The sequence below is a fragment of the Rhizobium cerradonense genome (assembly GCF_030182455.1).
Taxonomy (GTDB): Bacteria; Pseudomonadota; Alphaproteobacteria; order Rhizobiales; family Rhizobiaceae; genus Rhizobium.
On sequence record NZ_JAQJCK010000013.1, the window covers coordinates 98,749 to 120,990 of the forward strand.

At 61.4% G+C, this 22,242-nt stretch carries 25 protein-coding genes; 6 read left to right on the forward strand and 19 right to left on the reverse strand.

The features are described 5' to 3' along the window. Window positions 1-17: 17 nt before the first annotated feature. The 7 genes from PH547_RS24575 to PH547_RS24605 form a co-directional block, all read right to left on the reverse strand. Window positions 18-569 (reverse strand): alpha/beta fold hydrolase, encoded by a 552-nt coding sequence (locus PH547_RS24575; protein WP_285169640.1) that lies wholly within the window; start codon window positions 567-569, stop codon window positions 18-20. Between the two features lie 169 nt (window positions 570-738). After that, complete coding sequence (locus PH547_RS24580; protein ID WP_104822088.1) at window positions 739-1,392, reverse strand: TetR/AcrR family transcriptional regulator; 654 nt, start codon at window positions 1,390-1,392, stop codon at window positions 739-741. Window positions 1,393-1,586: 194 nt separating this feature from the next. After that, entirely contained in the window at window positions 1,587-2,462 is an 876-nt protein-coding gene (locus PH547_RS24585) for a dienelactone hydrolase family protein (RefSeq protein ID WP_285169664.1), read from the reverse strand. A 155-nt stretch (window positions 2,463-2,617) separates the two neighbouring features. Then, the gene (locus PH547_RS24590) at window positions 2,618-3,040 is read right to left on the reverse strand and encodes an MAPEG family protein (protein ID WP_104822087.1); all 423 of its coding nucleotides are present in this window, start codon (window positions 3,038-3,040) and stop codon (window positions 2,618-2,620) included. Window positions 3,041-3,184: 144 nt separating this feature from the next. After that, window positions 3,185-3,775: a hypothetical protein gene (locus PH547_RS24595; RefSeq protein ID WP_104822086.1), complete on the reverse strand. Its 591-nt coding sequence runs from the start codon at window positions 3,773-3,775 to the stop codon at window positions 3,185-3,187. Window positions 3,776-3,778: 3 nt separating this feature from the next. Further along, window positions 3,779-5,263 carry an IMP dehydrogenase gene (gene guaB, locus PH547_RS24600; RefSeq protein WP_104822085.1) on the reverse strand — a complete coding sequence of 495 codons (1,485 nt, stop codon included), beginning with the start codon at window positions 5,261-5,263 and terminating at the stop codon, window positions 3,779-3,781. Between the two features lie 176 nt (window positions 5,264-5,439). After that, window positions 5,440-6,030, reverse strand: a complete 591-nt coding sequence (locus tag PH547_RS24605) for a TetR/AcrR family transcriptional regulator (protein WP_104822084.1) — start codon at window positions 6,028-6,030, stop codon at window positions 5,440-5,442. A gap of 127 nt (window positions 6,031-6,157) precedes the next feature. On the opposite strand from PH547_RS24605, the gene PH547_RS24610 reads away from it, so the two are divergent. Continuing rightward, on the forward strand, window positions 6,158-6,583 hold the full coding sequence (locus PH547_RS24610; RefSeq protein WP_104822083.1) for a tautomerase family protein: 426 nt from the start codon (window positions 6,158-6,160) through the stop codon (window positions 6,581-6,583). Between the two features lie 66 nt (window positions 6,584-6,649). Then, window positions 6,650-7,045, forward strand: a complete 396-nt coding sequence (locus PH547_RS24615) for a VOC family protein (RefSeq protein ID WP_104822082.1) — start codon at window positions 6,650-6,652, stop codon at window positions 7,043-7,045. A 37-nt stretch (window positions 7,046-7,082) separates the two neighbouring features. Here the strand turns inward: PH547_RS24615 and PH547_RS24620 are convergent, their stop codons facing one another. Continuing rightward, window positions 7,083-7,958, reverse strand: coding sequence for an MBL fold metallo-hydrolase (locus PH547_RS24620; RefSeq protein WP_104822081.1), 876 nt, complete (start codon window positions 7,956-7,958; stop codon window positions 7,083-7,085). Between the two features lie 329 nt (window positions 7,959-8,287). Between PH547_RS24620 and PH547_RS24625 the strand changes: the two genes are divergently transcribed. Next, entirely contained in the window at window positions 8,288-9,727 is a 1,440-nt protein-coding gene (locus tag PH547_RS24625) for an MFS transporter (protein ID WP_104822080.1), read from the forward strand. A gap of 24 nt (window positions 9,728-9,751) precedes the next feature. On the opposite strand, the gene PH547_RS24630 is transcribed toward PH547_RS24625, so the two are convergent. The 6 genes from PH547_RS24630 to PH547_RS24655 all read right to left on the reverse strand — a co-directional run bounded on the left by PH547_RS24630 (window position 9,752) and on the right by PH547_RS24655 (window position 14,701). After that, window positions 9,752-10,135, reverse strand: coding sequence for a VOC family protein (locus PH547_RS24630; protein WP_104822079.1), 384 nt, complete (start codon window positions 10,133-10,135; stop codon window positions 9,752-9,754). A 58-nt stretch (window positions 10,136-10,193) separates the two neighbouring features. Continuing rightward, entirely contained in the window at window positions 10,194-10,913 is a 720-nt protein-coding gene (locus PH547_RS24635) for an RlmE family RNA methyltransferase (RefSeq protein ID WP_104822078.1), read from the reverse strand. Next, window positions 10,910-12,493 (reverse strand): Ppx/GppA phosphatase family protein, encoded by a 1,584-nt coding sequence (locus tag PH547_RS24640; RefSeq protein ID WP_104822077.1) that lies wholly within the window; start codon window positions 12,491-12,493, stop codon window positions 10,910-10,912. Before PH547_RS24640 ends, PH547_RS24635 begins: the two co-directional genes overlap by 4 nt. 165 nt (window positions 12,494-12,658) lie before the next feature. Next, window positions 12,659-13,438 carry an anti-sigma factor family protein gene (locus tag PH547_RS24645; protein WP_104824991.1) on the reverse strand — a complete coding sequence of 260 codons (780 nt, stop codon included), beginning with the start codon at window positions 13,436-13,438 and terminating at the stop codon, window positions 12,659-12,661. Window positions 13,439-13,454: 16 nt separating this feature from the next. After that, window positions 13,455-14,099, reverse strand: coding sequence for an RNA polymerase sigma factor (locus PH547_RS24650; RefSeq protein ID WP_104822076.1), 645 nt, complete (start codon window positions 14,097-14,099; stop codon window positions 13,455-13,457). 59 nt (window positions 14,100-14,158) lie between these two features. After that, complete coding sequence (locus PH547_RS24655; protein ID WP_104822075.1) at window positions 14,159-14,701, reverse strand: tetratricopeptide repeat protein; 543 nt, start codon at window positions 14,699-14,701, stop codon at window positions 14,159-14,161. 199 nt (window positions 14,702-14,900) lie between these two features. Here PH547_RS24655 and PH547_RS24660 point away from each other — a divergent pair, with 199 nt between their 5' ends. The 3 genes from PH547_RS24660 to PH547_RS24670 all read left to right on the forward strand — a co-directional run bounded on the left by PH547_RS24660 (window position 14,901) and on the right by PH547_RS24670 (window position 17,808). Beyond that, window positions 14,901-15,953 (forward strand): type III polyketide synthase, encoded by a 1,053-nt coding sequence (locus PH547_RS24660; protein ID WP_104822074.1) that lies wholly within the window; start codon window positions 14,901-14,903, stop codon window positions 15,951-15,953. Continuing rightward, window positions 15,953-16,450, forward strand: a complete 498-nt coding sequence (locus PH547_RS24665; RefSeq protein ID WP_104822073.1) for an isoprenylcysteine carboxyl methyltransferase family protein — start codon at window positions 15,953-15,955, stop codon at window positions 16,448-16,450. Before PH547_RS24660 ends, PH547_RS24665 begins: the two co-directional genes overlap by 1 nt. Window positions 16,451-16,560: 110 nt before the next feature. Then, complete coding sequence (locus PH547_RS24670) at window positions 16,561-17,808, forward strand: NAD(P)/FAD-dependent oxidoreductase (protein WP_104822072.1); 1,248 nt, start codon at window positions 16,561-16,563, stop codon at window positions 17,806-17,808. A gap of 10 nt (window positions 17,809-17,818) precedes the next feature. On the opposite strand, the gene PH547_RS24675 is transcribed toward PH547_RS24670, so the two are convergent. From PH547_RS24675 to PH547_RS24695, 5 genes are read right to left on the reverse strand one after another with little or no spacing between them, the layout of a single operon-like run. Beyond that, window positions 17,819-18,346 (reverse strand): gluconokinase, encoded by a 528-nt coding sequence (locus tag PH547_RS24675; RefSeq protein WP_104822071.1) that lies wholly within the window; start codon window positions 18,344-18,346, stop codon window positions 17,819-17,821. 14 nt (window positions 18,347-18,360) lie between these two features. After that, window positions 18,361-19,314: a peptide ABC transporter ATP-binding protein gene (locus tag PH547_RS24680; RefSeq protein ID WP_104822070.1), complete on the reverse strand. Its 954-nt coding sequence runs from the start codon at window positions 19,312-19,314 to the stop codon at window positions 18,361-18,363. Then, complete coding sequence (locus PH547_RS24685) at window positions 19,314-20,327, reverse strand: ABC transporter ATP-binding protein (RefSeq protein ID WP_104822069.1); 1,014 nt, start codon at window positions 20,325-20,327, stop codon at window positions 19,314-19,316. The genes PH547_RS24680 and PH547_RS24685 overlap by 1 nt, the downstream gene beginning before the upstream one ends. After that, entirely contained in the window at window positions 20,327-21,220 is an 894-nt protein-coding gene (locus tag PH547_RS24690) for an ABC transporter permease subunit (RefSeq protein WP_104822068.1), read from the reverse strand. Before PH547_RS24690 ends, PH547_RS24685 begins: the two co-directional genes overlap by 1 nt. Before the next feature lie 9 nt (window positions 21,221-21,229). Further along, on the reverse strand, window positions 21,230-22,234 hold the full coding sequence (locus tag PH547_RS24695; RefSeq protein WP_104822067.1) for an ABC transporter permease subunit: 1,005 nt from the start codon (window positions 22,232-22,234) through the stop codon (window positions 21,230-21,232). Window positions 22,235-22,242 lie beyond the last annotated feature (8 nt).

The window sequence follows — 22,242 nt, forward strand, 5'->3', positions numbered from 1 at the left end:
AGCCTCGTGCCATGAGCTCAGTCCAGTAAACGGATATCCCGCGCGACCTCGCTCATATCGTCATTGAGCTGGTGATCCCTGCCTTCGAGCGTGCGGACCGTGGCGTGGGGAATCGCTTTCGCATAGAGATGAACATGGGCGATTGGCACGATGTCGTCGGCCGCGCCGTGATAGAGATAGACGGGAACGCCGGGCGGAAGGCGTTCTGAAAAGTCCTGGCAATCGTCGATGTCGTCACTCGGCCACCCACCTTCACCGATGAAGGGCGCAGCGATTAGAAACAGCCCGCCGAGCCTGAATCTCGGCGGCTGCTCGGCAAGCACATGGATCAAAATCGTGCCGCCGATCGAGTGGCCCACGAGAATTGCCCCTTCCTCGAGCAAGTCGAACTCGCCTATCAGCGCAGCTCTCCAGGCCGCGTAGTCGGGATCGTCCTCTCCGGGCATTTGGGGATAGCGGACGGCATAGCTTTCACCGAGTTCGCGCTCAAGGCTCGCCACAAGCTTGCTGTCCCAGCAAGCGTGAACGCCTTCGCCGGCTCCTTGAACGAAGAGGATCTGCTTAGCCATGGCGGCATTTTATTCCACGGACGCAGACCGGCGCAACCCGCGCTGTCGCATTCCGGAGAACCGCTTGCCTAGAGCAATTCCAGGAAAAGTGCGAAGCGGTTTTCCGTCCGGAATGCGTAAAAACAAAGAGATAGAGCGGTTCAGCGTTTCCGTGAAACGCTGAACCGCTCTAGTGCCTCTTGCCCATCGGCTCACCACTCGGCTCGGCAAATAGCGTCGCGCGGATCACCTGTTTCCATTCACTCAGCATGCGGATGGCAAGGCTTCTGTCGCTCATGATCGCGAGGCGAACGGAGGCACCGATCAAGTGGCTGAAGAGCTGGGCGCGAGCCTGCAGGTCGATCTGACTGCCAGCCGGAATGTGGGGTTCGATGCCCTTCAGGAAGATTTCGGCAACGCGGTTGCTGTGCTGAATATTCAGCCTCAAGAGATCCTGGTCCATCTCCGTTCCCAGCCACACGCCCATATAGGTCGGATCGCCGCGGAATTCGCGATAGTACCAGTCGATCACGCCGCAGACGAGATCGACGGCGTGACTAAGAGATTTCACGGCGACAAAAACTTCCGTCGTCTTTTGCTGAACGAGATCGGCATGGCGGTCGAACAGTGCGGTGACGATCGCAGCCTTCTCGGGAAAATATTGGTATACGGAACCGATCGGCACGCCGGCGACGGCAGCAAGTTCCGTCATCTTCATGGCGCTCACCCCTTTTTCCGCAATCAGGTGGGCGGCGGCCGACAGGATGACATCTACGCGGTGGATGCTGCGCTCCTGCTGGGGTTCCTTGCGGAATTTGATGCGGTCGGGTTTGTCCGGGCTCATGCATTTCCCATTTTATTGTCATTCGGAACGACGCCGGGTACGTACGCCAGCTTTTATGCCACAGCCATATTCAATGCGCGTAAATGGGAAAAGTTCAATTTTAAGTGTCATGTATTGGGTGCGGCCGCGACAGGCGTCAACGGCCGAAGGAATAGCTGCGGCCGCTGTCTCGTTCAGTCCTTCGTTACCAGCCGCTAGGCCAGATATTTTTTCAGGAAATCGACCGTCCGGCCCCAGGCAAGATCGGCAGCCTTCTTGTCATAGCGGGCAGCCGAGGTGTCATTGTTGAAGGCGTGGTTGGCACCGTCATAGACGAAGATCTCGAAGGTCTTGCCGCTGGCTTGCAGCTCTTTCCGATAGGCATCAATACCCGCATTGGTGCGGTCGTCGAGGCCGGCATAGTGCAGCATCAGGGCGGCTTTGATATCGGGTACATCGGCAGCGGCTGGCTGCATGCCGTAATAGGCGACGCCGGCCTTCAGCTCCGGTGATTTGGTGGCGAAGCGGTTGATGACGCCACCGCCCCAGCAGAAGCCGATTGCGCCGACCTTGCCGTTGGAGCCGTCGAGCTTGGAGAGGTAGGCCAGGCTCGCTTCGGCATTGGCAACCGTCAGCGCCGCGTCGAGCTTGGCGAACATCTCGCGCGCCTTGTCCTCATCTTCCGGCGTGCCGCCGAGCGGCGACAGGAAGTCCGGCGCCAGGACAATGAAACCTTCCAGCGCCATGCGGCGGGCGACATCGCGAATATGCGGGTTGAGGCCACGATTTTCATGAATGACGATCACGCCACCGAGCTTCTCGCCCTCGCCCTTGGGTCGGGCGAGATAGGCTTTCATGTCACCGCCGCTGCCGGGATAGGTGACGTCCTTCGTGTCGAGACGGCTGTCATCGGCCGCAATGATCTCGGCGCTCGCCTTGTTGGCGGCAAGCAAGGGCACGATCATGGCGGCAGCCCCGGCCGAGCCTGCGAGCTTCGTCAGCTTTTCCATGAAACCGCGGCGATCGAGCGTCAGATGCGTGTATTCGTCATAGGCATTGATCATCGCCTGCGTCACGACGGGCTTGTCCATGCTCATAATGTGTTCCTCCTTGTCTTTCCCCGGCGGCCAGCATCCCAAGACAGGGCCGCCCGAGAACAAGATAGGTCAGGCGAGCACTGTGGGACCGTCAGTCAGGAACACAAATACGTTATCGCAGGTTGCTTTCCGCGAAAATGCAAGTCCCGTTAGGAGAACGTCATCCAGATGGCAAGCCAGACCCACATCCCGGCAAGGGCCACATAGCCGAGCGCGAAAAGCGGGCTGCGGTAGCGCAGGTCGTTGCTGGTGACGTGTACGTAAGCGTGAGCATAGCGCGAGGCGACAAAGATCCACGCCAGAATGACCGCGGCCAGATTGTCTGCCTGGGCGACGAACAGCGCAATGGAGCAAGCATAAAAGAGAATGGGAAGTTCGAACTGATTGGCGAGGCTGTTGCGCACAACCAGGCTTTCCGCCGGCTCATCGGCAGCAAGGTTCTCGCGAAACTGCGATCGTTTGATCTTGCCCGCCTTCACCGCACTTTGGCGGCGCAAGCCTAAAAGCGCGTAGAGAATATAGACAAGCACCGCATGGGCCACCATGGGCCAGAACATTTCATAGCCGGTCACGCCGCCAACTCCTTAGAGCAATTCCAGGAAAAGTGCGAAGCGGTTTTCCGTCCGGAATTGCTTAAAACAAAGGGATAGAACGGGAAAGCGATTCCATGAAACGCTGAAACCGCTCTAAGGATTGCTGAGCGGCAGAACCACCGCTCAGGACGGCTTGGAACCGTCCGCAGACAGGTAGCGAAGAATTGCGAAACGGGCCAGTAGAATGATCGTGACGACCAATGAGAGGAATTTTAGCCGCACGACAATCGGCAGCAGACCCGAGAGCAGCGTCACGGTCCCGTCCGACGGCGTGGCCGGCGGATAGAGCAACAGGCCGGCGATATTTTCGGCATAGTCCATCACGCCATAGAAGACCGGTAGAGAAAAAATCAGGCTGACCGCACCAGGCGGGATCGGCCGCCCGAAGAAGATGCCGCTCGGCCGAACCAGCCGCAGCAGGCAGAAGAGCAGACCGCCCAGCACCAGCGGAAAGATGAGCTCCGGCCCGAGATACATGGAATGCAGGATCGCCGCCGGATCGGGATGATCCTTGAGGTAGCGCAGCATGGCTATGACGTCGTCGCGCTCATAGCCGCCGATGCGGACGTCCAGCATTTTCTCGCCGGCTGCGGCATCGCTGAATGCTCTGACGAAGCCGGCATAGATCCAGGCAAAAAGTGCCAGGGACAAGGCTGCCAGGATCGCCGTCAGGCCCTGCAAGGACCTGACGTTGCCCTGAACGCGATCTGCCATCGATCAGCCGCCTGCACCGGGATAGTTCGGGCTTTCGCGGGTGATCGTGACGTCATGGGCATGGCTTTCGCGCAGGCCGGCGCCGGAGATGCGTACGAAGGTGGCGCGCTCCTGGAACTCCTTGAGGTCGGCGCCGCCGACATAGCCCATGGCCGCCTTGAGGCCGCCGGCGAGCTGGTGCAGCACGCCCGAGACCGAACCCTTGTAGGGCACCTGGCCTTCAATGCCTTCCGGCACGAGCTTCAGCGTGTCGCGTACTTCCGCCTGGAAGTAGCGATCGGCGGAGCCGCGCGCCATGGCGCCGACGGAGCCCATGCCGCGATACGCCTTGAACGAACGACCCTGGTAGAGATAGACCTCGCCCGGGCTTTCATCCGTGCCCGCCAGCAGCGAACCGATCATGGCAGCGGATGCGCCGGCGGCGATCGCCTTGGCGAGATCGCCGGAGAACTTGATGCCGCCATCGGCGATAACAGGGATGTTCTGGTCCTGCGCGGCCTGCACCGCCGACATGATGGCAGCAAGCTGCGGCACGCCGACACCGGCGACGATACGGGTCGTGCAGATGGAACCGGGGCCGATACCAACCTTCACGGCATCCGCACCGGCGTCGATCAGCGCCCGCGTGCCGTCATAGGTGGCGACATTGCCGGCCATGATGCGGACCGAATTGGAGAGCTTCTTGACCCGGCTGACGGCATCGAGAACGCGCTGCGAATGACCATGGGCGGTATCGACGACCAAAAGATCGACGCCTGCATCGATCAGGCGCTCGGCACGCTCGTAGCCATCGTCACCGACACTGATGGCGGCTGCGGCACGCAGGCGGCCCTGCGCATCCTTGGAAGCGTTCGGATTGAGCTGCGACTTCTCGATGTCCTTGACGGTGATCAGGCCGACGAGGCGGCTATCGCCATCGACCACCAGGAGCTTTTCGATGCGGTGCTTATGGAGCAGACGCTTGGCTTCCTGCTGCTGAACGCTTTCCGTGACCGTCACGAGATTTTCGCGGGTCATCAGCTCGTAGATCTTCTGCGAGGGATCGGAAGCGAAGCGTACGTCGCGGTTGGTGAGAATGCCGACGAGGCGGTGCGACTTTTCAACGACCGGAATGCCGGAAATGCCGTGCGCCTTCATGAGGTTGAGTGCTTCGGCGAGCGTTGCGTCGGGGCCGATCGTGACCGGATTGACCACCATGCCGCTTTCGAACTTCTTGACCTGGCGGACTTCCTCGGCCTGCTGCACCGGCGTCAGATTGCGGTGGATAACGCCCATGCCGCCAGCCTGAGCCATGGCGATGGCGAGACGGCTTTCCGTCACCGTGTCCATGGCGGCGGAGAGGATCGGCAGGTTGAGTTCAATATCCTGGGCGATGCGGGTGGCGATATTCGTCTGGCCCGGCATGACCTCGGAGTGCCCCGGCTGCAGGAGCACGTCGTCGAATGTCAGAGCATCCAACCCGGTTGACGTTTCAATGATGCGTGCCATGGCCAATTTCCTTCGTCTGTGAAAAGCAGGATGGCTCCGGAACGAATCGTCCGCCGGGCGATCTTGCAAGTGTTGCTTGGAAGTTGGCGAGGGCTGGTAACACGTCTATGACAGGAAGGGAATAGGGAAAACGCCGACATAAGCTTCCCGTCACTAAGCCGGATACCCGACTAACCTCAGCGCTCTTCCGTAGAGGAGGCAATGGACCCGACCTTTCGCTCGAGCGCCTCTACGATGCGCGCCGATAGGGCGGGGTCGGAAACAGCGCGCGCCATGGTTACGCCACCGGACAGAAGCGCCAGGAGCGCGATTGCATTTTCTTCGCGTTCCTCGGCCGAGTTACCAGTCAAACCAGAAGCCGCTTCCTCTATGACCCGGCGCAATTCGACTTCGTAGGCAACCTTCGTATCGGCGTCGGCACGCATGACGTCGGGGGACAGACTTGGCAGGGCGCAGCTCTGGCCGAGCGCGCAGGTGCGCTTCGGCCCGAGATAGTAGCTTACGAAGGCCGGTAGCCAACCCTTGCCCTTTTGAGCTTTCAAAGTCGATATGCCCAGCCGCAGTTCATCCAGTCCCGACTGAACCGCTGCCCTGAAAGCTTCGCTTTTCGATTTGAAATGCCCGTAGAAGGCGCCGTTCGTGACGCCCGCCGCCTTGGTCAAAGCATCGATGCCGGAACCGCCATAGCCTTCCTGACGGAAAAGTTCGCCCGCCGCGTAGAGAACGCGCGTGCGAGTTTCGAGCTTGTGTTCAGTACTGTAGCGCATATCAACTTTCTTTAAGAGCGATCACTCTTTATGTTTGCATAGAGAGCGATCGGTGTGTATCAATAGAGAGCAATCAGTATTTATGTAGTATCGCCAACCAAGTTTTCAAACGAGAGGATTTCCCGTTATGCCTATCACACTCACTATACCCGAAGGTTTGCTGTCGAGCGAAGCCGAGGCCCAAACCTTCGCCGAATTGACCGATGTTCTCTTGAAGGTTTCGCAACTCTCGGGCAACGCGTTCATGACCCCGAACGTTGTCGGCACCATCAATGTTCTGCCGCAGGGACGCGTGTTCTCAGGCGGAAAGGCGGCCGCGGCCGCCTTCATAGAGCTGAAACTGCCAGAGATCGCGCTCGCGACGGACGAGGCCAAACAGGCTTTTATCGAGGCGGCCACAACCATAGTCGAACGCGCTTCGAATGGTCGGATATCCCGCGAACATATCTGGACCAACATCGTTTATGCCGCGGAAGGCTCCTGGGGTATCGGCGGCCAAGTCTACGACAATACCCAGCTTGTCAGTGCGATCCAACGAGCGGCCGCGCTGTAAAACGCTTGCCAAGCGATACGGTCAGTTCCCACCCACTCGTAGCCCGTGACCAGAGCGAGTCTCGCTATGCGACTTTCCAATTATCTATTTTTCACGACGCGCTGCGAGCAGGCGCTTAATTTTTACGAGACCTGCGGCCTTGGAAAAATCGTCGAAATCACGCGCTACGGCGTGAATGGAATCCCGACGCCGCCCGGATTTGTCCAGGGCCAGATCATGCACGCGAAGTTCCAAGGTCCCGGCGTACTTTTCTACGCTTCGGACAATGACGATGCCGAGCCGATGCGCGGATCAGCACATCTGCTTGAGTTCGAAGATACGGAGCGGACGAAAGAGTTATTCGCCCGCTTGGCAAAAGGCGGCACGATTACGACACCGCTCGGCAAACAGCCTTGGAGCAATCTCTACGGGAAGCTCACCGATCAGTTCGGCGTACAGTGGATGCTTAATTGCGTTATCTGAGTCGATTTCGTTTCACTAAATTGATCGAGCCTCTGCCTTACAAATCGAACTGATAGGTTTTCGGCACATAGCGGAACCCCTCGGGCTGCTTTTCGACAAAGCCAACGGCGGGGAACGGCATGTGGAAGCCGAGGAAAGGGATGCGGTCGGTGGCGATCATGTCGAAGACACGGCGGCGGGTCTTGGCGGCCTGCGCCTTATCGGCGTCAAAGCGCACCTCCCAATCCGGGCGCCCGAGAGAGAGGAGATAGTGATTGGCCGTATCGCCGGTCAGGACCAGTTGCTTGCCATCCGATTCGAGATGGAAGACGAGATGACCGGGCGTGTGGCCGGGCGCGATCATGGCGGTCATGCCGCTGACGATCTGATCTCCGTCCTTGAGGAAGGTCATTTTCTCGGCAAAAGGCGCGACATTGGCGAGCACAGCCTTGTGACCGCCTTCGGCCGGCGTCCCTTCGCGTGACGTGTCGGTCCAGAATTCATATTCGATTTCGCCCGTGACATAGCGGGCGTTCGGAAAGGCCGGAGCGCCGTCCTCCATCAACCCATTGATGTGGTCGCCGTGCAGATGCGTCAGAGCGACGACGGTCACCTGCTCCGGCGCATAGCCGACAGCCATCAGACCGTCGCGAAAACGGCCCAAGCCGCGGGCGCGGCCGGCGGCGCCGAAGCCGGTGTCGACGACGATCACGTCGGCTCCTGTGTCGATGATAGCTGGCGTATAGCTGTTGAGGAGCTTCTCCGTCGGCAGGAAGTTCTGCGCCAAAAGCTTCCGCACCGTTTCCGGCGACTGGTTCGATCCGAAGGTTTCCCAGGGATTGTCCAGAATGCTTGCGCCATCCTTGACGACGGTGACAGTGCAGGACCCCAGCTTGAACCGATGGGTCTCGGGCGGCAGAACTGCGACGGTCATAATATCATTTTCTCCAATGGGTGTTATCGCCCTCGGCAGCGACACAGCGGATATGACCTTTCATGATCGATAATTTCGCCATGACATATCCGTCCAATTCCGCTAATACACCGAGCGACATTTTATGCGTTTAGCATTTCCATGCGTTTAGCACATGTCAAACTTGGTATCCTATACTGGGCAGCAAGCGGCATCACGAAGACGTGATCCTCGCGAAGCCAAGGGGCGGATTCGGGGATTGGCAGAGGTTGCGCACAGGACTACAGAGCTGGTGCCCGTCTCAGGCGGACCCCCTTCCCCGAAGACACGACCCACTAAGGCATATGCCTATGAACCGCATCGTTCCCCTGATTCTTGCCGTTGCTCTCTTCATGGAACAGATGGACTCCACCGTGATTGCGACCGCGCTGCCGGCCATCGCGGCGGATCTCCATGTTGGTCCGATCACCCTGAAACTGGCGCTGACGTCCTACATGGTATCGCTTGCGGTGTTCATTCCGATCAGCGGCTGGATGGCGGATCGCTTCGGGGCGAAGAACATCTTCCGGCTTGCCATCTGCGTCTTCGTCATCGGCTCGATCATGTGCGCCGCCTCGGGCGGCCTCTGGGAATTCGTCATTGCCCGTTTCCTGCAAGGTCTCGGCGGCTCGATGATGACGCCCGTCGGCCGCCTTGTGCTGGTGCGCACGACGCAGAAAAGCGATTTGGTCTCGGCCATGGCGCTGCTTACCATTCCGGCCCTCGTCGGCCCGCTTGCCGGACCGCCGCTCGGCGGCTTCATCACCACTTACGCCTCCTGGCACTGGATCTTCCTGATCAACGTGCCCGTAGGCGTTCTCGGCGTCATCCTGTCGACGATCTTTCTGCCGGCGGTCGAAGCAACCAAGCCGCCGAAGCTTGATTTCATCGGCTTCGTGCTGACGTCCGTCGCGGCGGCTGGCGTCGTCTTCGGTATGTCGGTCATCAGCCTGCCGGCCCTGCCGCCGTTCATCGGCATCTCAGCCATCGTCATCGGCTTCATCTGCGGCTTCCTTTATGTCGGCCATGCCCGCCGCCACCCGGCGCCCATTCTCGATCTGTCGCTGCTGAAGAATATTACCTTTCGCGCTTCCGTCACCGGCGGCACGCTGTTTCGCATCTGCATCGGCGCCATGCCCTTCCTGACGCCGCTGATGCTGCAGCTCGGCTTCGGCCTCAATCCGTTCCAATCGGGCCTGATCACCTTTGCCGGCGCCATCGGCGCCATTACCACCAAGTTCATCGCCCGCCGCGTCTTCACCGCCATCGGCTTCAAGACGGCACTGCTGTCGGCGGCAGGGGTCACGACGATAACGACGATCTGCACCGGCCTCTTTCAGCCCTGGACGTCGCATCTCATCATCGTCGGCGTGCTCCTGATCGGCGGTTTCTCACGCTCGTTCTTCTTCACCGGCATCAACGCGCTCGCCTATGCCGATATCAGCGACAAGCAGGCGAGCCAGGCCACGTCGATGAGTTCGGTCATGCAGCAGATCAGCCTCGCGCTTGGCGTTGCCGTCGCCGCAATGATCCTGGAAACCTCGACCTACTTCAGCGGTACGGAGCTGCAGGTTCGCGATTTCCATATCGCCTTCTTCTGCATCTCGATCCTGACCGTGGTCGCCACCATTCCCTTCATCCGCATGGACCGCAGCGCCGGCGCCATGGTTTCCGGCCATAAGGCCGGCCTGAAGCGCGTGGCCGCGATGCAGCCGCAGGTACCCCAGCATCGGCAGCCGATGGTGAAGTAGGTCGTTCGGGAAACGCCGGAAGGTTTATTCCGGCCGCTCGCAGACGGCGCTGAGTTTGTTGCCGTCGGGATCGCGCACGTAGGCCGCATAGAAATTGGCATGGAAAGAGCGCAGGCCGGGCTTGCCCTCATCCGTGCCGCCATGGGCAAGGGCTGCCGCATGAAAGGCGTCGACATCGGCGCGGCTTTCAGCGTGCAGAGCCACCATGGAGCCATTGCCGATCGTCGCCTTGCGATGATTATAGGGAACCACCACCCAGAAACGGCAGCGCGTGTCGCCATCGGCGGCATAGCCGATTTCCTCATCCGATTCGCGTTGAAGCCGATAGCCGAGGACCGGCAGAACCGCATCATAGAAGCTGCGTGCACGCGGAATATCGTTGGAGCCGAGAGTGACGTAAAGAAGCATGAATGCGCTGCCTGCAATGCCGATGGAACCGTATCATCGGACAAAAGCGACAGCTAAATCAAGCGCTCGTTGCTTCGTCGTCCGTCTTGCGTCCCTTGAAGCCCTTGGCCAGCAGAAACATCTCCACGGATTCGGCCCTGGATGCGCCCGGCTTTACATGAATGACCTGGCGAAAATTCTGCTTCAGCAGCGTCAGCAGGTCGCGCTCCGTGCCGCCCTGGAAGGTCTTGGCGAGGAAATGCCCGCCTTCACCCAGGACCTCGACGGCAAAATGCGCGGCAACCTCGCAGAGATGCATGGTTCGCAGATGATCGGTGCGCTGATGGCCGGTCGTCGGCGCGGCCATGTCCGAAATCACCAGATCCGGCGTGCCGCCGACGGCATCGATCAGCCGCTGCGGTGCGTCCGGATCGAGGAAGTCGAGCTGCAGGATGGTGACGCCCGGCAACGGCGCCATTTCCAGGAAGTCGATGGCCGCAACGCGGATATCCTCCTCCGTCGATCCCGTCACCTTGGCGGCGATCTGCGACCAGCTTCCCGGCGCGGCGCCGAGATCGATGATGCGGCGTGCGCCCTTGAGGATATGATGCTTCTCGTCGATCTCCAGCAGCTTGAAGGCGGCGCGGGCGCGATAGCCCTCAAGCTGGGCGCGCTGCACATAGGGATCGTTGATGTGCCGTTCCAGCCATTGCCGCGAGGAGGCCTTCAGCTTCTTTTTCTTGACGCGCTGGCCGAGCTTGCGCCCGGTGCGGTTGCCAGCGATCGTTGGCTTGGTCATGCCTGCGGCCCCTTCATATCCTTGGGTCGATGGCCGCGGCGCGAGCGGCCCCGCCGCCATACGCCGTCATCCGCCATCATATCGGTCAGCAGTCCTTCGCGCAGACCGCGATCGGCGACGCGCATGCGCGGGCTCGGCCAGCGGCGGCGGATCGCTTCGAGAATGGCGCAGCCCGCCAAAACGAGATCGGCACGGTCCGGCCCGATGCAGGGATTGGCGGCGCGGCCGGCGAAATCCCAGGAAAGCAGCTTCGATTGCATGGCCGTCACCTCATCGTCGGACAGCCAGACACCATCGACCCGGCGCCGGTCGTAACGCGGCAGATCGAGATGGACGCCGGCAAGCGTCGTCACCGTTCCGGACGTGCCGATCAGATGAAAATCGCCGCTGTCGCGGGCAGCGCCCTGGACCGGCGGGCAGTCGAAACGTTCGAGCATGCCCTCGACCTCGCGCACCATGGTCTCGAACAGTTCCGGCGTGACGTCGCGGCCGCCATGGCGTTCGGAGAGCGTCACGACGCCAACCGGCAGCGAGGTCCAGTGGGTGATGTGATTGGCAAGCCGGCTAGAGCGGTTTTCGCCAATGCGGATGACGGCGATTTCCGAGGAGCCACCCCCAATATCGAACAACACGACCGAGCGCGCCTCGGGGCCGACGAGCGACGAGCAGCCGGAGACGGCAAGCCGCGCCTCGGTCTCGCGGTCGATGATTTCGAGCCGCAGGCCGGTTTCTTCGGTAACGCGGGCGAGGAAAGCTTCGCCGTTCTCCGCCGCGCGGCAGGCCTCGGTGGCGATCAGCCGCATGCGGCGGATATCGCGCGTCTTCAGCTTGCCCGCGCAGATGCGCAAAGCCTCGACGGCCCGGTCCATGGCATCGCTCGACAGCCGGCCGCTGGCGCCAAGCCCTTCGCCGAGACGAACGATGCGGGAAAAGGCGTCGACGACGCGGAACTGGCCAGGCCTCGTCGGCTGGGCGATCAGCAGACGGCAATTATTGGTGCCAAGATCGAGCGCCGCGTAGAGATCGACAGGACGGTAATCGCCATCGGCATGATGATGCGACGCATGGCCGTCACGGCGCTGCGGCGACGCATTCCGGTCGTGATGATCATTGCGGGCAGGCGCGTGTTCAGCGGTGACGGGAGCGGCGGGGGCGACGATCTGCGCCGTCTTTTCGTGCACCAGCGGGCGGCCCTGCAAACCGCGCTTGCTGCGGTGCTTGCGCCTGTTCTTGCCGCTCTTGTGCGACGACGCATGGCCGTGTTCGGCCGCAGCGCGGCGTTCCTGCGCGCCGGAAGCCTGTTGCTGTGTCGGGGAAGTGTGCTGCGCACCATCATGCGCTCCGCCACGGGCACGGCGACGGCGCTTGCGCTTTTTGGCCGGAGAGCCGGCGTCGTTGTCTATTGGGCGTGTCGCCACCGGACTGGACGAGCCGGTCTGGTTGGCCTCCGCAGAATAAGCGTTCGGACGGGCGGGACCGCCACGCTTACGCTTACCACGCCGGGAGGATTTACCCTTCCTGCGCTCTGCTACCGACGCCCCGTTTGCCTGCGGCGCTCTGCCGCTGTCGGGGTCACTCACGTATCTTTTCCACCGCGCCGCGCAAGGCCCCAGGGCATGCTGCAGGCGCTCATTCGATTTTCGTTGGGCGGAGAATATCAGCAGGAAGAGTTTTCGCCAAATTCTTTTTGAATCGCGTTATTTGCGAGGGCTAACCCTTCCTGCTCGTTGGAGAAAGCCTCGATCTCAAGCCGCCAAGCTTTGCCGAACACCATCCGCCAGCGCCTTCATCCGGTCGATCGGCGAATGGCCGATCAGCATGAAGGCGTGGGTGGCGTTCGACCAGTACACGACATTCATGCCGCGGCGGTTTTCCATATCCGGTGCGGAAGCGCCCTTGCTCGAGGGGATGATGCAGAGGGCCATCGGACCGCTTTCGGGATCGAGATAGGCGATCTGCGCCAAAGGCTTGCTGTCATAATTCAAGACTTGGGCGCGCTTGAAATCGACACCCGGCAAGGCAATGGTTTCGGGCGTCAGCGTGAGCCCGAGCTTGGCGCCGACCTCGCTCAATTGCGCGGCCTGTTCCGCCCGATCGCCAGCCGGTGCGCTCAGCGTGTCCGGCGTATAGAGCGACAGATATTCGGCGACGACGGCGCGCCAGTCGCTGCCCTCTTCGGGCTTGGTGAGGCGATGGCTGATGCCGATCGCGGCGCGGTCGATGGCAACGCCCGCGATAAGGCAGGCGGCGATCGCCGACAGGAAGCCACGGCGGCTGACGCCGGAAGCAGCCTTCTTCTGCTCGCTTGTGGAGGGGATAGCGGCGAGCATGGCGTTCAGCCTGGCGCTTGGGGCGGCGGCAAGCACGGGCTCGAATGCCTCACGGAAGGGCAGATCGCTGCGCGACAGGAAATCGAAGCGTTCCGCCACCTGGGCGTCGCTTGCGATCAGTTCTTCTATCCTGTCGCGCTCGGCCGCGCCTAGCTCGCCGTCGATGAAGGCGGTAAGCAGCTCGTCCGAGGGCATTTTTTTGTTGTCCAATTCACTCATTCCCGTTCCCCAGTCGCCCACCCCCGGAAAGCCGCGCGCCATCCGCCGACCCGGCACCATCGGCAAGCTTCGCACGCGCTGCCGCCAGCCGGCTCATCACCGTTCCGATCGGCACATCCAAAACCTCCGCCACCTCGCGATAGGAAAGTCCTTCGACATAGGCGAGGAACACGGCGGTGCGTTGCGCTTCCGGCAGCGCCTGCACCTGTTTCAGCACCTGACCAGCGAGAATATGCGTCTCCGTCTCGCGCGCACCATCAAAGACCAACGTCTCGTCGGCATCGACAAAACCCTGGCCCATGCGCACCCGGCGCGATCGGATCTCGTTCAGCCAGATCGAATGCAAGATCGAAAACAACCACCGATCGAGCCGCGTACCGGCTGCGAACTGACCCGCCCGCTCCAACGCTCTCACGCAGGTCGCCTGCACCAGGTCATCCGCAACATCGCGTTGGTGCGACAGCACCACTGCATAGCGCCAGAGCCGCGTCAGATGCTGTGACAGACCCGCCCTGATATCGTCTTCGCTGGCTATGGCACCCTCCGCGAGGTTCGCGTTTTTGGGAATCGCCGGTCGTACCGGCGGTTCCGATCTTACCCGACTATAAGCAGAAATTGTGGAATGAGCGACTGACACTCGAATATCCCTTTAAATGCTGACTGCTTATGCCGGCCATCTTAGGTCCGACGCCGAAATCAGAGGCTCGACGGATTCTTGATGGCGTCGTTCAGGTCCTGATATTCCTCGCAGGACGTGTTGCCGCAGAGCGTTTTGATCGTGCTCAACTGGTCCTTGGCGAGGTCGATCTGACCCTTGATGACATAGGCTTCGCCGAGATATTCGCGAACCAACGCGTATTTCGGGTCCATTGCGACCGACTTCAGGTAATAGGAAATGCCCTCATCCGTGCGGCCGAGCTTGCGGGTGGCGTAACCGCGATAATTCAATGCCTCCGCCGTGTTCGGATTCTGCATGGTGTCGAGAACTTCCAGCGCTTCTTCATAGCGGTGGTCCTTCTTGGCGAGCGAATAAGCATAATCGGCGCGATTTTCATCGGTGATATTGGCGCCCTGCTGCTTTACGCACTTCTTCGTCTTCTTGTCGTAGATTTCGCCCTTCTTGCAGGTCGGCGTCGAGCTGCTGTCGTCGCCCATCGCGAAAACCGGAACGGTAAAGGCGCCGAGGGTGAGGCAGGCGCCGAGCGCGACGGAGGCCAGGCGGAAAGCGGTAGTCGTCATGGGATTGCTCCTTGGCAAAAATGAACGTTGCGACGGGAGAACACGCCATCCGTTCATTTTATTCGCGAGCGAGAGATATTTTCTGGCGCTTTGCCCTACGACCGGCCGTCACTCTTTCGTGACCGGCGTCCTGCCGAATAATTCCTGATGCTGGCGTGTTTCTACCTGCGTACCCGCCGAGGGTTACAAGGAGAAACAAGTGTCCGATACCGTCAAGCTTGTCAGTCTGGCCGTCGCCACGCCCGACAACATCATCTATCAATCCGAGGCTGCCGAGACCGCCGGCCGCCTGTTTTCCGATCGCTTCCGCGATTTCAAACATCTCGCCCGCGTGTTCGATAGCGCCGGCATCCGCAAACGCTATGCCGCGCGTCCGCTCTCGTGGTTCGAACAATCGCATGGCTGGCAGGACCGCATGGACGCCTATGCCGAGGTCGCAAGCCAGCTCTTCAGGAAGACTGCTACCGATGCGCTGGAACGCGCCGGTTTGAAGGCAGAAGATGTTGATTGCATCGTTACGGTGTCGTCGACGGGCATTACGACGCCAAGCCTGGAGGCGAGACTTGCGGCTGAGATGGGCTTCCGCTCCGATATTGAGCGCGTGCCTGTCTTCGGTCTTGGTTGCGCGGCCGGTGTTTCCGGCCTTGGCATCGCCGCGCGCATGGCGAAAGCCCGCCCAGGGGCTGTCGTGCTCTTCGTTTCCGTCGAACTCTGCTCGCTGGCCTTCCGGCTGGACGAGCTGACGCGACCGAACATCATCGCGACAGCGCTGTTCGGCGATGGCGCCGCCGCCTGTATCCTGCGCGCCGGCAAGGATGGTCTCGCGGAAATCGAATCGACGGGCGAGCACCTCTTTCCCGATACGCTTGGAATCATGGGCTGGAAGATCGACGATACCGGCTTCGGCATCATCCTGGAGCAATCGCTGCCACCCTTTGCCGAAGCGAATATCAAGCCCGCCGTCGCCGGCATTCTCGAACGCGCCGGCCTGGCCATATCCGATGTCGACCGCTTCATCTGCCATCCCGGCGGCACCAAGGTACTGGTGGCACTGGAGACTGCCTTCGGTCTCGAACCCGGCTCGCTCGATATCGAACGCGAGGTGATCGGCGATTATGGCAATATGTCGTCGCCGACCGTGCTCTTCGTACTGGAGCGAGCGATCAATGCCGGCCTGCCGCGGCGTTCGGCTCTCATCGCCATGGGCCCCGGCTTCGCGGCAAGTTGCGTCACGCTGAAGAGGGCCGCCTGATGCTCTGGCCATCGATCGCACTTCTGACCTTCGTCACCCTGCAGCGGCTGGCCGAACTGCTGCACGCCCGGCGCAACACCGCCGCGCTCCTTGCGCGTGGTGCCCGCGAGATTGCGCCGGAACACTATCCCTATATGGTCGCGATGCACGCGGCCTGGCTCGCCGGTCTGTGGCTTCTCGCCGCCGGCCGGCCGGTCAATCTTCTCTGGCTCGCCATCTTCATGGTGCTGCAGGGCTTGCGCGTCTGGGTGCTGGCGACGCTGAAAGGACGCTGGACAACGCGGATCATCGTGCTGCCGGGTGCAGCCTTGGTGGCAAGCGGACCCTATCGCTTCCTCAGCCATCCGAACTATGCGGTGGTCATCGGCGAGATCGCCGTGCTGCCGCTCGCCTTCGGCCTGCCGCTCTACGCCTTGGTCTTTTCGCTGCTCAATGCCGCCATTCTCACCATACGCATTCGCGCCGAAAATACGGCTTTGAGACAGGCCGTGGCTTGATTGCATTTTTCATTTGCGCCGCAGCATTTTGGCAGGCATTTTCGATGCTTGAGCATGGTTTCCGGACGGGATCGTGCGCAACTAAAAGAAGAATGCGGATAGCAGGGAACATGACAAAAGACGCAATCGTGCTCGGCGCGGGCATCGTCGGCATATCGACGGCCATCCACCTTCAGCGGCGCGGGCGGCAGGTCATCCTCGTCGACCGCAAAGCTCCCGGTAAAGAGACCTCTTTCGGCAATGCCGGGCTGATCCAGCGCGAAGGCGTCGTACCCTACGGCTTTCCGCAGCAGTTCGGCCTGCTACTGCGCTATGCCTTCAACAACCGCATCGACGCGCATTACCATCTGCGCGCCCTGCCAGGCCAGATTGCCTTTCTTGCTCGCTATTGGTGGAATTCCAACACCAAGCGGCATGAGATGATCTCACGCGCCTATGCGCCGCTGATCGAGCATTCGATCAGCGAGCACAACGACCTGATAGAAGCATCGCATGCAGAGGAATTGATCCGCAAGAACGGCTGGATGGAGATTTTCCGCACGAACGAGAAACGCGATGCGGAATTCGCCGAGGCCGAACGTCTCAACCGCGAATTCGGCGTCGCTTACGATGCACTGACCGGCGCCGATATCGCAACATTGGAGCCGCATATCAGAGGCAGCTTCTCCGGCGGCCTGCGCTGGCGCGATCCCTGGTCCGTGCTCGATCCGCATGGTCTGATCGCTGCCTACCGCAACTACTTCGAAAGCATTGGCGGGCGTTTCGCGACCGGCGACGCCCTCTCGCTCGGCCGGTCCGGCGCCCACTGGAAGATGGTGACGTCGGAAGGCTCGATCGAGGCCGAGGATGCCGTCGTCGCCCTCGGCCCCTGGGCCGATCTCGTGACGAAGCGTCTCGGCTATGCTTTTCCTTTGGGCGTCAAGCGCGGCTATCACATGCACTACGCCGCCGAGGGTGACGCCATCCTCAACAACTGGACGCTGGATGCCGAGCGCGGCTATTTTCTGGCGCCGATGAGCCGCGGCATCAGGCTGACGACCGGGGCGGAATTTGCGCTGCGCGATGCGCCGAAAACACCGATCCAGCTCGACCGTGCCGAAGCCGTCGCCCGCACCGTCTTCCCGCTCGGCGAGCGACTCGACCCGGAGCCCTGGATGGGCGCCCGCCCTTGCACGCCGGATATGATGCCGATCATCGGCAAGGCGCCGCGCCACAACGGCCTATGGTTCGCCTTCGGCCACGCCCATCATGGACTGACGCTGGGACCCGTCACCGGGCGCGTGCTTGCCGAGCTGATTACCGGAGAAAAACCGTTCATCGACATCTCGGCTTATGCACCAGACCGGTTCGCGCCCTGATATCCTGGATTTAGCGGATCGCGTCGAGACCCTTGAGTGCAGCTTCGACGATGCCGTCGATCGTGTCGTCGATGCCGACGGTAACGACGCCGGGTTCCCCCGTCGGCACTTCCAGCGTTTGTAGCTGGCTTTCCAGCAGCGACGCGGGCATGAAATGGCCCTTGCGCTCGCCCATGCGCTTGGTTAGCAGCTCCTTCGAGCCGTCGAGATAGACGAGATAGAGGTGCCCGCCAGCGGCGGCGCGCAGACGCTCGCGATAAATACGCTTTAGCGCCGAGCAGGTAACGGCGACCCCCTCGCCTTTCGCAAGGCTCGCCGCAATTTCCTGACCGATCCTTTCCAGCCAGGGCCAACGATCCTCATCCGTCAGGGGAATGCCCTTGCTCATCTTCTCGACATTGGCGGCAGGATGCAGCGCGTCGCCTTCGATGAAACGGATGCCGAGCTTGGCCGCGACACCCTCGCCGATCGAGGATTTGCCGCTGCCGCTGACGCCCATGATAATGACGGCAAGGGGGGATTTCGGTACGTCGCTCATAGTGCTTCCAGCCATCAATCCAGCGGAAAGAAACAGGCGAATTTATGCGTGCCGTCGCCGAGCAATTCCGGCGTCACCTGCCGGCACTTGTCCTGCGCACGCCAGCAACGCGGATTGAAGTGACATCCGGTTGGTGGATTGAGGGGAGACGGCAATTCGCCCTGCAGGCGGATGCGGTTCTTCTCGCGCTCGGGATCGGCGATCGGCGTCGCCGACAGCAGCGCGGCGGTATAGGGATGGCGCGGACGGGTAAAGACTTCCTCCGCCGTGCCGGTCTCGACCGGGCGGCCGAGATACATCACCATCACATCGTCGGCGATATGGCGAACGACCGAAAGACCGTGGGAGATGAAGAGATAGGCGAGACCCATCTCCTTCTGCAGGTCCATCAAAAGGTTCAGCACCTGGGCCTGGATCGACAGGTCGAGCGCGGAGACAGGCTCGTCCAGCACCAGCACCTTCGGCCGCAGCATCAATGCGCGGGCGATGGCGATGCGCTGGCGCTGGCCGCCGGAGAACATGTGCGGATAGCGGTCGTAATGTTCCGGGCGCAGACCGACGCGCGCCATCATCTCCTCGGCCTTGCGGCGGCGCGTGGCGGCATCATCATCGGTGTTGATCTTCAGCGGCTCCTCGAGGATGGAGCCAACCTTCTGGCGCGGATTGAGCGAGCCGTAAGGATTCTGGAAGACGATCTGCACGGCGCTGCGCAGGCTGCTGTCGCCAAGCTTAGCCGGCTTACCATCGATCAGCAATTCGCCCGCCGTCGGGTCTTCGATCATCGTCACCAGGCGGGCGAGCGTCGACTTGCCGCAACCGGATTCACCGACGACGGCGAGCGTGCGGCCGGACTGCAGGCTGAAGCTGACGCCGTTCAACGCCTTGACGGTCGCCTCCGGTTTGAAGGCGCCGCGCCTGACGGTGTAAAAACGGGCGAGATCACGCCCTTCGAGAACAGCACCCGTCATCAACGGCCTCCTGCTGCTTGCGTGGCGGCAACGCCGGGATGGCCTAGCGGCTTGCCGTGTTCCAATGGATAGTTGCAGAGTGCCACGCCGAGCTCCGCGCCCTGCCGCTTTACGCCGCGGTCGCAGGCCGGCGTTGCAAACGAGCAGCGTGGCGCGAAAAGACAGCCGGTGGGGCGGTCATGCTGGCCGGGCACGACGCCGGCAATCGACGGCAGGCGCTCGCCGACCACGGCACGCTCCGGCAGAGCCGAGAGAAGTGCGGCCGTATAGGGATGATGCGGATCGCGGAACAATGCCTTGACCGGCTGCTCCTCGACCTTCTGGCCGGCATATTGCACCTGCACGCGCTCGGCAGTTTCGGCCACCACGCCCATATCGTGGGTGATCAGCACTAGCGCCATGCCCTGTTCTTTCTGCAGGCGCGCGAGAAGATCGAGGATCTGTGCCTGGATGGTCACGTCGAGCGCGGTGGTCGGCTCGTCGGCAATCAGAAGCTTCGGATTGCAGGCGAGCGCCATGGCGATCATGACGCGCTGGCTCATACCACCGGACATCTGGTGCGGGTAGTTCGACAAGCGGTCCGCGGGCGCCGGGATACCGACCAGATTCAAGAGCTCGATCGAGCGCTCACGACGCGCCTTGCGGTCGAGACCCATGTGGATGCGCAGGGTCTCGCCGAGCTGGAAGCCGACCGTGAAGCACGGATTGAGGCTCGACATCGGCTCCTGGAAGATCATCGCCATGTCCTTGCCGATGATCTTCCGGCGCTGGCGGGACGAGATGCCGCGCAGGTCTTTGCCGTCGAATGTCATGCGATCGGCGGTAATCTTCGCCGTCCAAGGCAGAAGCCCCATCATGGCGAGCATGGACACCGACTTGCCGGAGCCGGATTCGCCGACAATCGAGAGGATTTCACCCTTGTCGCAGGTGAGCGATACGCCGTCCACTGCCCGGAACAGGCCCGACGCGGTCTGAAATTCAACGGTGAGATTTTCAATATCGAGAAGCGGCATCACGACCTCTTCAGCTTCGGGTCGAAGGCATCGCGCAGGCCGTCACCCATCAGATTGATGGCGAGAACCGTGATCAGGATGCACAGACCGGGAAAAGTGACGAGCCATGGGTTGCTCTGGAAGAATTCACGCGAATCCGCGAGCATCGTGCCCCATTCTGGTGTCGGCGGCTGCGCGCCCTGGCCGAGAAAGCCGAGGGCGGCGGCATCGAGAATTGCGGCCGAAAAGGCGAGCGTCGCCTGCACGATGAGCGGCCCCAGACAGTTCGGCAGGATGGTCTTGAACATCAGGCGAAGCGGGCCGGCGCCGGAGACGCGCGAGGCGATGACATATTCCTTGTCACGCTCGGCAAGCACCGAGGCACGTGTCAGGCGGACGAAATGCGGCTGGTTGACGATGGAGATCGCGATCATGGCGTTGGTCAGGCCAGGCCCCAGGATCGCCACCAGTACCAAGGCGAGCAGCAGCGAGGGAATGGCAAGGATGATATCCATGATGCGCATGATGATCGTATCGGTGCGGCCACGAACATAGCCGGCAACGAGGCCGATCAGGATGCCGGCGAGCGCCGAAAGCGAGGCAACCACCAGACCGATGAACAGCGAAAACCGCGTGCCGTAGATCAGGCGCGAGAGAAGGTCGCGACCATTGGCATCCGTGCCGAGGAGAAAGCTGCCATTGCCGCCTTCGGCCCAGGCGGGCGGCAGGCGCTGCATGGCGCTGCCATAGGCGGCATCCGGATTATGCGGGGCGACGACGCCGGCGAAGATCGCCAGGAACAGGACGAAGACGAAGATCGCCAGCCCGATGACGGCGCCCTTGTTGCGCGAGAAATAGTACCAGAACTCCGCAAGAGCGGAGGGGCGGTCGGATTTGAGACTTACCGTGCTCATGGGCCGCTCCTAGTGACGAATGCGTGGATTGATGAAGCCGTAGAGCAGGTCGACGGCGAGATTGACGAGCATAACAATGCCCGCGATCAGCAGCAGACCGCCCTGCACCACAGGATAATCGCGCTTGAAGACGGCGTCGATCATCCACTTGCCGATGCCCGGCCAGGAAAAGATGCTTTCCGTCAGGATGGCACCGCCGAGCAGCACGCCGACCTGCAGGCCGATGGTAGTGACGACCGGGATCATGGCGTTGCGCAGGGCATGCACGGAGACGACGCGCAGCGGCGCGAGGCCCTTGGAGCGCGCGGTGCGAACATAATCCTCGCCCAGAACTTCGAGCATGGCCGAGCGCGTTTGCCGCGCGATGACGGCGAGCGGAATGGTGCCGAGCACGATGGTCGGCAGGATCAGCGAATTCAGAGCAGACCAGAAGGCGCCCTTTTGACCGGACAGGAGGCTGTCGATCAGCATGAAGCCGGTGATCGGCTTGAAGAAATAGATGAGCCCAATGCGGCCCGAAACCGGCGTCCAATGCAGATAGCCGTTGAAGACGATGATCAGCAGCAGGCCCCACCAGAAGATCGGCATGGAATAGCCGACAAGGGCGACGCCCATCACGCTCTGATCGAACCACGTGCCGCGCTTGACGGCGGCGAAGACGCCGGCCGGAATGCCAAGACAGATCGCAAGGATCATGGCGCAGATCGACAGTTCCAGCGTTGCCGGGAAGAAGGTCAGGAAGTCGGTCAGCACATCGCGCTTGGTGGTGATCGAAGTGCCGAGATCACCGTGCAAGGCACTCCAGATATAATGGCCGTATTGCATGACCAGCGGCTGGTCATAGCCGAGATCATGGGAGATCTGGGCGTGACGCTCCGGCGACATGACGCGCTCGCCTGACAACAGCATGACGGGATCGCCGGGAAGCAGGCGGATGAAAGAAAAGGCGACGATCGATACGCCGAGGAATGTCGGGATCAGCACTGCAAGGCGGCTGAAAAGAAATCGCAACATGGCAGATG

Coding starts and splice junctions, on each gene's coding strand:
- PH547_RS24575 (WP_285169640.1), bottom strand. CDS start 569: ATGGCTAAGCAGATCCTCTTCGTTCAAGGAGCCGGCGAAGGCGTTCAC.
- PH547_RS24580 (WP_104822088.1), bottom strand. CDS start 1,392: ATGAGCCCGGACAAACCCGACCGCATCAAATTCCGCAAGGAACCCCAG.
- PH547_RS24585 (WP_285169664.1), bottom strand. CDS start 2,462: ATGGACAAGCCCGTCGTGACGCAGGCGATGATCAATGCCTATGACGAA.
- PH547_RS24595 (WP_104822086.1), bottom strand. CDS start 3,775: ATGGCAGATCGCGTTCAGGGCAACGTCAGGTCCTTGCAGGGCCTGACG.
- guaB (WP_104822085.1), bottom strand. CDS start 5,263: ATGGCACGCATCATTGAAACGTCAACCGGGTTGGATGCTCTGACATTC.
- PH547_RS24605 (WP_104822084.1), bottom strand. CDS start 6,030: ATGCGCTACAGTACTGAACACAAGCTCGAAACTCGCACGCGCGTTCTC.
- PH547_RS24610 (WP_104822083.1), top strand. CDS start 6,158: ATGCCTATCACACTCACTATACCCGAAGGTTTGCTGTCGAGCGAAGCC.
- PH547_RS24615 (WP_104822082.1), top strand. CDS start 6,650: ATGCGACTTTCCAATTATCTATTTTTCACGACGCGCTGCGAGCAGGCG.
- PH547_RS24620 (WP_104822081.1), bottom strand. CDS start 7,958: ATGACCGTCGCAGTTCTGCCGCCCGAGACCCATCGGTTCAAGCTGGGG.
- PH547_RS24625 (WP_104822080.1), top strand. CDS start 8,288: ATGAACCGCATCGTTCCCCTGATTCTTGCCGTTGCTCTCTTCATGGAA.
- PH547_RS24630 (WP_104822079.1), bottom strand. CDS start 10,135: ATGCTTCTTTACGTCACTCTCGGCTCCAACGATATTCCGCGTGCACGC.
- PH547_RS24635 (WP_104822078.1), bottom strand. CDS start 10,913: ATGACCAAGCCAACGATCGCTGGCAACCGCACCGGGCGCAAGCTCGGC.
- PH547_RS24645 (WP_104824991.1), bottom strand. CDS start 13,438: ATGCCCTCGGACGAGCTGCTTACCGCCTTCATCGACGGCGAGCTAGGC.
- PH547_RS24655 (WP_104822075.1), bottom strand. CDS start 14,701: ATGACGACTACCGCTTTCCGCCTGGCCTCCGTCGCGCTCGGCGCCTGC.
- PH547_RS24665 (WP_104822073.1), top strand. CDS start 15,953: ATGCTCTGGCCATCGATCGCACTTCTGACCTTCGTCACCCTGCAGCGG.
- PH547_RS24670 (WP_104822072.1), top strand. CDS start 16,561: ATGACAAAAGACGCAATCGTGCTCGGCGCGGGCATCGTCGGCATATCG.
- PH547_RS24675 (WP_104822071.1), bottom strand. CDS start 18,346: ATGAGCGACGTACCGAAATCCCCCCTTGCCGTCATTATCATGGGCGTC.
- PH547_RS24680 (WP_104822070.1), bottom strand. CDS start 19,314: ATGACGGGTGCTGTTCTCGAAGGGCGTGATCTCGCCCGTTTTTACACC.
- PH547_RS24685 (WP_104822069.1), bottom strand. CDS start 20,327: ATGCCGCTTCTCGATATTGAAAATCTCACCGTTGAATTTCAGACCGCG.
- PH547_RS24690 (WP_104822068.1), bottom strand. CDS start 21,220: ATGAGCACGGTAAGTCTCAAATCCGACCGCCCCTCCGCTCTTGCGGAG.
- PH547_RS24695 (WP_104822067.1), bottom strand. CDS start 22,234: ATGTTGCGATTTCTTTTCAGCCGCCTTGCAGTGCTGATCCCGACATTC.